6 protein-coding genes are annotated in these 8,145 nt (G+C 62.4%); 1 reads left to right on the top strand and 5 read right to left on the bottom strand.

Going from position 1 to position 8,145, the window contains the following annotated elements; translation table 11 throughout:
- Positions 1 to 1,420, top strand: a 1,420-nt coding sequence (locus tag MOV63_RS12000; protein ID WP_247033976.1) for a penicillin-binding transpeptidase domain-containing protein, incomplete at its 5' end; no start/stop codon positions are given.
- 884 nt (positions 1,421 to 2,304) lie between these two features.
- Here MOV63_RS12000 and MOV63_RS11995 read toward each other — a convergent pair.
- From MOV63_RS11995 to MOV63_RS11975, 5 genes are all read right to left on the bottom strand, one after another.
- Complete coding sequence (locus tag MOV63_RS11995) at positions 2,305 to 3,159, bottom strand: dipeptide ABC transporter ATP-binding protein (protein WP_247033975.1); 855 nt, start codon at positions 3,157 to 3,159, stop codon at positions 2,305 to 2,307.
- On the bottom strand, positions 3,156 to 4,013 hold the full coding sequence (locus MOV63_RS11990; protein ID WP_247033974.1) for an ABC transporter ATP-binding protein: 858 nt from the start codon (positions 4,011 to 4,013) through the stop codon (positions 3,156 to 3,158). Before MOV63_RS11990 ends, MOV63_RS11995 begins: the two co-directional genes overlap by 4 nt.
- 2 nt (positions 4,014 to 4,015) lie before the next feature.
- Positions 4,016 to 4,882 (bottom strand): ABC transporter permease subunit, encoded by an 867-nt coding sequence (locus tag MOV63_RS11985; RefSeq protein ID WP_046600831.1) that lies wholly within the window; start codon positions 4,880 to 4,882, stop codon positions 4,016 to 4,018.
- 77 nt (positions 4,883 to 4,959) lie between these two features.
- A complete protein-coding gene (locus tag MOV63_RS11980; RefSeq protein WP_233954631.1) occupies positions 4,960 to 5,964 on the bottom strand; it encodes an ABC transporter permease subunit in 1,005 nt (334 codons plus the stop codon).
- Positions 5,965 to 6,120: 156 nt separating this feature from the next.
- Entirely contained in the window at positions 6,121 to 7,716 is a 1,596-nt protein-coding gene (locus MOV63_RS11975) for an ABC transporter substrate-binding protein (RefSeq protein WP_247033973.1), read from the bottom strand.
- Positions 7,717 to 8,145: the final 429 nt, after the last annotated feature.

Below are 8,145 nucleotides of genomic sequence, written 5' to 3'. Positions count from 1 at the left end.
CGAGCGGGTGCTGATGCGTTCGGCCGTGGCGGCGATCACTGGCGACGGCGAAGCGGAGCGGGCGGCGGGCGACGGTATCCCGAGGCGCCGGCTGCAATTGCCGGCTTATGCGGCGCATCTCGCCGAGGCGGCGATCCGCAAGCAGCCGAAGACCGAGCAGCACAAGACGACTTTGAAGCGCAGCATCCAGCAGGGGCTTGAGCAGGTCGCCCGGGAAGCTTCGGTGAAGCTCAGCCCGAAGGTCTCGGTCGCCATGGTGATGGCGGACATCACCACTGGCGCGATCGTCGGCGAGGTCGGTTCGGCCGATTATTTCGATGCGAGCCGCTCCGGCTGGGTGGATATGACGCGGGTCAACCGCTCGCCCGGCTCGACGCTGAAGCCGTTCATCTATGGCCTCGCCTTCGAGCAGGGGCTGGTGTCCCAGGAAACGATCATCGAGGACCGGCCGGCGGATTTCTTCGGTTATCGGCCAAAAAATTTCGACATGACCTACCAGGGCGATGTCAGCGTCCGCCAGGCGCTGCAGCTGTCGCTCAACGTGCCGGCGGTGCGGCTGCTGGATGCCGTCGGCCCGTCGCGGCTGATGATCCGTTTCCGCCGTGCCGACGTGCGGCCGGTCCTGCCGGCCAACGAGGCGCCGGGTCTGGCGATCGGCCTCGGCGGCGTCGGCATCACGCTCAAGGATCTGGTGCAGGCCTATGCGGCGCTCGCCAATCGCGGCAATCCGATGCGGATCGGCAATGGCATCGAGGACCAACCGGGCATGATCGACGGCGAGCCGCTTCTCGATCCGCAGGCGGTGTGGAACGTCGCGGACATTCTGTCCGATGTTCTCCCGCCGCAGGGCAGCCGAAGGCTCGGAATCGCCTACAAGACCGGCACGAGCTACGGTTATCGCGATGCCTGGTCGGTCGGGTTCGACGGGCGTCATGTGCTGGGCGTCTGGGTCGGGCGGCCGGACAATGGCGCGGTACCGGGCATTGCCGGTTATCAGACCGCGGCGCCGATCCTGTTCGAGGCGTTTTCGAAATCCGGCGTGCCGATCACGCCGCTGCCCTCGGCGCCTTCGGGTGCCGTGCGCATTGCGCAGGCCGAGCTGCCGATCAGCCAGCGGCGTTTCTCGATGACCGCGAGCGGGCTGTTTTCTGCCTCGACGCGGGAGCCGGCACCGCAGATCGTCTATCCGCCGGAAGGCGCACGGGTCGATCTCGGGGCGCAATCGGGCGATATCTCGCCGCTGGTCCTGAAGCTGCAGGGCGGCCGCGCGCCGTTCCGCTGGCTCGCCAACGGCAAGCCGCTCAGCGAGCTATCCCGTCGCCGGACCAGTGAATGGACGCCGGATGGCGCCGGTTATTCGACGCTGACAGTGATCGACGCCGCCGGCCGGGCCGCGAGCGTCCGGGTTTTCGTGGAATAGAAATGTCGGAGCTTCCGCGAGAGAAGGCGTTCAAGCGTTCGCTCGCTTTCGGCCAACACTCGGAAGCCCCGCGCAGTCTCCTGCCGTGGTTTTCAAAGATCGGAGAGCCCACACGAATGCGGAACCTCATAGTAAAATAATAGTATGGCTCCGCATTCGCGTGGCCTTCGGCGTCTTTTCGGGGCTTCCGGCCTCTACAGGTGATTATCTCGCCTCGCTGCGTGGCTGTGTTCACGGCTTCCTTTCGGGAAACCTTGCCACTTGCACGGCTCAACCGAACCGGACATGGCTGTCCGGGGGAGGCTTGATAGGAAGGCTTGCCTTTCAGCGCACCCTCCATGGCTTTCACCTCTTCCACCTTTCCCGCACGTTACGGTTCCGATGAAAGCGCCGGCTCCCGCCTGCCCGCGAACGTCTCGCGAAACACTCCGGCGACGGAAGCGGGAGGATTGTAGGCGTGGGTTGGGAGGGCGGGGATGATGAGGCGGTTAAGTCGTTGGAGATGCTGGAGGGCGGCGATCAATTATCCACGGGTAAACATGGAAAGACAGTATTGGCGGGCGCACCTCCGCCATACCCCCCTCTGTCCTGCCGGACATCTCCCCCTCAAGGGGGGAGATCGGCCGGATGCAAGGTCTTACTCAGCCAAAAGCCTCGAGATTGCCGAACTCCACTCTCTGCCAGCTTCCTGCCGCCGCACAAATTGGGAGAGGGACCGGTGAGCATGCCTCCTTCGATCTCCCCCCTTGCGGGGGAGATGCCCGGCAGGGCAGAGGGGGGTGCCTCACGGAATAACCTCTCTCAAACCGCCCAGCGACCGGACCGCTCAATATTCCCGAAAATCGGCTTTTCGGAAGCATGATGCGGTCGCTTCGGAGGACGTCCTAGGCTGCGGCCGCCGCCTTCTTCTTCGCCACACGAGCCCGGATGGACTCGATATCCGCCCGCGGTGTCGCCTTGAAAAGCGTGCGGGTGTAGTCGTGTTTCGGATCCGAGAAGACTTCTTCGCGGGTGCCGTATTCCACGGCCTCGCCGAAATACATCACCATCACCTCGTCGGCGATGTAGCGCACCACCGAGAGGTCGTGGCTGATGAAGACGTAGGTGAGGTTGAACTCGTCCTGGAGATCGGCGAGCAGGTTCAGCACCTGGGCCTGCACCGAAAGGTCGAGCGCCGAAACCGGTTCGTCGAGCACGAGAAGTTTCGGGTTCATCATCAGCGCGCGGGCAATCGCGATGCGCTGGCGCTGGCCGCCCGAGAACATGTGCGGGTAGCGGTTATAGTGTTCCGGGCCAAGGCCGACCTTCTTGAGCATTTCGCTGGCGCGGTCGCGGCGTTCGCCGGCCGACATGTCGGTGTTGATCGCCAATGGTTCGCCGAGCACATCGCCGATTTTCTGGCGCGGGTTGAGCGAACCATAGGGGTTCTGGAAGACGATCTGCACCTTCTGGCGCATTTCCGGGGTCAGGTGACCGGGGCGGGTGTCGACCTTCTTGTTGTCGATCAGCAGGTCGCCGGCGGTCGGTTCGTCGATGAAGGTCAGCATGCGGGCAAGGGTGGATTTGCCGCAGCCGCTTTCGCCGACGATCGCCAGCGTCTTGCCGCGTTCCAGCTTGAAGGAGACGCCCTTCACCGCATGGATGATCTTCTTCGGCTTGAAGAGGCCGCCCGGCAGTTCGTAATCGCGCTTGATGTCGCGCACTTCGAGCATGGTGTTGTTGGTCATGGTCTCGCTCATGCGCGTGCCTCCGGCGCGGGTTCCGGATTGCCGTCGAAGAAGGCGGAAACGGTGGTCAGGCGGTCGCCGGTGGCGTTTTCCGGCAGGGCCGCCAGCAGCGCCTTGGTATAGTTGCTCTTCGGGTTTTCGAAGAGGGAGAGCACGTCGGCTTCCTCCATCTTGCGGCCCTTGTACTGCACGATGACGCGGTCGGCGGTCTCGGCGACCACGCCCATGTCATGGGTGATCATGATCAGGCCCATGCCGTTCTTGGCCTGCAGCGCCATGATCAGGTCGAGGATCTGCTTCTGGATCGTCACGTCGAGCGCGGTGGTCGGCTCGTCGGCGATCAGCAGTTTCGGATTGCAGGCGATCGCGATCGCGATCATCACGCGCTGGCACTGGCCGCCGGACATCTGGTGCGGAAAGTGGTTCAGCCGCTCTTCCGGGTTGGGCAGGCCGACCTGGCTGAACAGTTCGACGGCGCGGGCGCGGCGGGCCTTGGCGTCGAGGCCGAGATGGATGCGCAGCACTTCCTCGATCTGGAAGCCGACCGTGAAACACGGGTTGAGGCTGGCGACCGGCTCCTGGAAGATCATCGCGATATCCTTGCCGATCAGCTTGCGGCGCTCGGCCGGGCTGATGTTCTGGATGTCGCGGCCTTCGAAGAGCATGCGGTCGGCGGTGATCTTGGCCGTCCACGGGAGCAATCCCATGACGGCGAGCATGGCGACGGACTTGCCGGAGCCGGATTCGCCGACGATCGCCAGGACCTCGCCCTTTTCGACCGAGACGGAGACGCCGTCGACGGCACGGAACCAGCCGGTTGCTGTTTCGAATTCGACGGTGAGGTTGTCGATTTGCAAGAGCGCCATGATCAGGACCTCTTCAGTTTCGGGTCGAGCGCATCGCGCAGGCCGTCGCCCATCAGGTTGATGGCGAGAACGGTGACGAGAATGGCGACGCCGGGGAAGGTGACGACCCACCAGGCGCGCAGGATGAATTCACGCGCTTCGGCAAGCATCGTGCCCCATTCCGGTGCCGGCGGCTGGGCGCCCATGCCGAGGAAGCCGAGGGCGGCCGCGTCGAGAATGGCATTCGAGAAGGAGAGCGTCGCCTGGACGATCAGCGGCGCGGTGCAGTTCGGCAGGATTGTGCGGAACATCAGGCGAATGGGGCCGGCGCCAGCAAGCCTTGCGGCGGTCACGTAGTCGCGGGTCTTTTCGGCCATCACGGCGGCGCGGGTGAGGCGCACGAAATGCGGCTGCAGGGTGAGCGCGATGGCGATCATGCCGTTGGTGAGGCTCGGCCCGAGGATCGCGACAAGCACGAGGGCGAGCAGCAGCGACGGGAAGGCGAGGATGATATCCATCAGGCGCATGATGACGGTATCGATCCAGCCGCGGTAATAACCGGCGATCAGGCCGACGATGATGCCGCCGGTGAGAGACAGCGTCGTCACGAAGACGCCGATGAACAGCGAATACTGCGCGCCATAGACCAGGCGGGACAGGATATCGCGGCCGACAGGATCGGTGCCGAGCAGATAGGACGGGTTGCCGCCCTCGGCCCAGGCCGGCGGAAGCAGCGCGAAATCGCGATACTGTTCGAACGGCGAATGCGGGGCGATGAACGACGCGAAGATCGCCACGATGACGAGGCACACGAAAACGATGAGGCCCAGAACGGCGCCGCGATTTTCGGAAAAGTAGAACCAGAACTCGCGGAGCATCTGGCGGCGCATCGCGGCGCTGGAAACCGGTTCGGCGATCTTGGTAACAGTGGTATCGGCCACGGGATTTTCTCCTTCTTGGTGCCGGATCAGTGTCGGATTCTGGGATTGATCAGGCCGTAGAGCAGATCAACGACGAGATTGACGAACATGATGATGGCCGCGATCAGGAGCAGGCCGCCCTGGATGACGGCGTAGTCGCGGCGGAAGACGCTGTCGACCATCCACTTGCCGATGCCCGGCCAGGAGAAGATCGTCTCGGTCAGGATGGCGCCGGCGAGCATGACGCCGATCTGCAGGCCGATCGTGGTGATGACCGGGATCATGGCGTTGCGCAGCGCATGGATGCCGACGACGCGGAAGGGCGAGAGGCCCTTGGCGCGGGCGGTGCGGACGTAGTCTTCCGAGAGCACTTCCAGCATGGCGGAACGCGTCTGGCGGGCGATAACGGCGAGCGGAATGGTCGCAAGCACGATCGACGGCAGCGCAAGATGGCTGATCGCCGAGGCGAAGGCGCCCTTCTGTCCCGACAGCAGCGAGTCGATCAGCATAAAACCGGTGACCGGCGGGAAGAAGAACATCAGTGAGATGCGGCCGGAAACCGGGAACCATTGCAGGGTGCCGGAGAAGAGGATGATCAGCAGCAGGCCCCACCAGAAGATCGGCATCGAATAACCGACAAGCGCGATGCCCATCAGCCCCTGGTCGAAGATCGAGCCGCGCTTGATCGCCGCGATCACGCCGGCCGGAATGCCGAGCGCGATGGCGATGACGATGGCACAGAAGGAAAGTTCGACGGTCGCCGGAAACAGCGCCCAGAACTGGTCGAGGATCGGCTTCTTGGACACGATCGACGATCCGAAATCGCCGGTCAGCACGCCGCCGAGATAATCGAAATACTGGACGACCAGCGGTCGGTCCAAACCGAGCTGGGCACTGATCTGGGCATGCCGCTCCGGCGACATGACGCGTTCGCCGGAAAGAAGCGCAACCGGATCACCCGGCAGTAGTCGGATAAATGAAAATGCAATGATCGAGACCCCGATGAAAGTCGGGATCAACACGGCGATACGCCGCAACAGGAAGCCAAACATTCGAAACCTTCGTGGTTTTTGGTTCGTGGCCGATTCACGGTTTTGTCAAGCCATGAAGGCGGCAATCGTGGCGTCTGCGCCAAATTTTGGCGTCTCATAAGAAAATGCCGCGGGAAACGCAACGCGTCCCGCGGCAAAATCGTCGTGAAGCAGAAATTACTGCGCGATATCGACCGCTTCGAAGGTGAAGTCGCCGAGCGGGCTCTGGGTAAAGCCGGTCACGCCCTTGCGCATCGGAACGACGGCGAGGGAGTGGTCGATGGTTGCCCAGGGAGCGTCCTTCTTGAAGACCGCCTGAGCCTGTTCGTAGAGCTTGGTGCGCTCGGCCAGGTCGGAAACGACCTTGGCCTTCTTCACCAGTTCGTCGAATTCCTTGTTGCACCACTGGGCGCGGTTGTTGCCGCCGACGGCGTCGCAGCCGAGCAGCGTGTCAAGGAAGTTGTCCGGATCGCCGTTGTCGCCGGTCCAGCCCATGATGGCGGCGCCATCGCGGTTCTTGTCCTTCGAACGCTGCAGGTATTCAGCCCATTCGAAAGAAACGATCTCGACCTTGACGCCGATCTTGGCGAAATCGTCCTGGATGATTTCGGCCGCGCGGCGGGCGTTCAGCATGTAGGGACGCGAAACCGGCATCGCCCAGACCTTCATGGAAAGGTCCTTGACGCCTGCATCGGCGAGCATCTTCTTGGCCGCGTCGAGGTCGTACGTATCGTCCTGGGTGGACTTGCTGTAGGACCACATGGTCGGCGGGATCGGGTTGACGGCAGGTGTCGCCATGCCCTGGAAGACGGCATCGACGATTGCCTTCTTGTTGATCGCCTTGTTCAGCGCCCTGCGGACTTCGACCTTGTCGAACGGAGCCTTGGTCGTGTTATAGGCGAGGTAGGCGACGTTCAGGCCTTCCTGCTCCAGAACCTGGAGATTGGGATCAGCCTTCATGGCCTTCACGTCGGCGGCGTTCGGATAGGGCATCAGGTGGCATTCGCCGGCTTTCAGCTTCTGGTAACGAACGGCGGCGTCGGTGGTGATGGCGAACACGAGGTCGTCGATCTTTGGAGCGGTTCCCCAGAAATCGGCGTTCTTCTTGTAGCGGATGACCGCGTCCTGCTGGTAGCCGACGAAGGTGAACGGGCCGGTGCCGACCGGCATCTGGTTCAGCTGTTCCTTCTTGCCGGCCTTCTCGAGGCTGTCGGCATATTCCTTCGACAGGATCGAAGCGAACGGCATTGCGACGTTGGCGAGGAACGGTGCTTCCGGACGGTTGAGGGTGACCTTGACGGTCAGGTCGTCGACCTTCTCGATCGACTTGATCAGCTTCGGAAAGCCCATGCCATCGGCATATTCCCAGGTCGCGCCGGAAATGTACTTGTTCCAGGCGTTCTTCTCGTCGATCTGGCGGCCGAGCGAGAAGACGACGTCGTCGGCGTTCAGATTGCGGGTCGGCTTGAAGAAGTCGGTCGTCTGGAACTTGACGTTCGGACGCAGCTTGAAGGTGTAGACAGTGCCGTCAGCGGAAATTTCCCAGCTCTGGGCAAGAGCTGCTTCCGGCTGGGTCGTGCCCGGCTTGAACTCGAGCAGGCGGTTGTAGATCGGATGCGCCGAAGCGTCGAAGGTCGTACCGGCGGTATAGATGCCGGGGTCGAAGCCTTCCGGAGAACCTTCCGAGCAATATACGAAGGTCTTGGCGCTGGCGGCGCTTGCGAAGAATGTTGCCGACAGCAGCGCTGCGGCAAGGGTGAGTTTGTATTTCATATGGATCTCCCGATGACCTGTGGCCGGCTTATGTGCCGTGCCCGGTGGATGTCTTCAGCTGGAATGGCGCGTATATAGCGCCCAACGACTGGTATTCCCGTGTTCACCTCCTGGCCGGCGATATTTCGCTGCGGCCGGCCTCAAAATGCGTTTCTCCTGGCGGGTCTGCTCCGGCCTTCAGGCCGGGCACGCCCTTGTTCTTTGATTCCGATCAACGGCTGTCGCCGCATCGAATTTCGCGTCCGCTTTATTTTTTAGAAAATTTTCCACAAAATCGGCAAAATTCCCGTGCATTTTTATTCTTTTAGGCTCGTTTCATAGATTTGCCTGCGGGCCATGGCGCGGGAGCATACCGATTATGATCGGGTTGTCGAGATGCTAACATTCGCGTGCCATTCACATCCGCATTCCTTTCGCCCAATCCCTCAG

Source organism: Neorhizobium sp. SHOUNA12A (assembly GCF_023006505.1).
Taxonomy (GTDB): domain Bacteria; phylum Pseudomonadota; class Alphaproteobacteria; order Rhizobiales; family Rhizobiaceae; genus Neorhizobium.
The sequence above is the reverse complement of the archived record's forward strand: the minus strand, read 5'-3'. Positions and strand labels throughout refer to the sequence as shown.

Coding starts and splice junctions, on each gene's coding strand:
- MOV63_RS11995 (WP_247033975.1), bottom strand. CDS start 3,159: ATGAGCGAGACCATGACCAACAACACCATGCTCGAAGTGCGCGACATC.
- MOV63_RS11990 (WP_247033974.1), bottom strand. CDS start 4,013: ATGGCGCTCTTGCAAATCGACAACCTCACCGTCGAATTCGAAACAGCA.
- MOV63_RS11985 (WP_046600831.1), bottom strand. CDS start 4,882: ATGCGCCGCCAGATGCTCCGCGAGTTCTGGTTCTACTTTTCCGAAAAT.
- MOV63_RS11980 (WP_233954631.1), bottom strand. CDS start 5,964: ATGTTTGGCTTCCTGTTGCGGCGTATCGCCGTGTTGATCCCGACTTTC.
- MOV63_RS11975 (WP_247033973.1), bottom strand. CDS start 7,716: ATGAAATACAAACTCACCCTTGCCGCAGCGCTGCTGTCGGCAACATTC.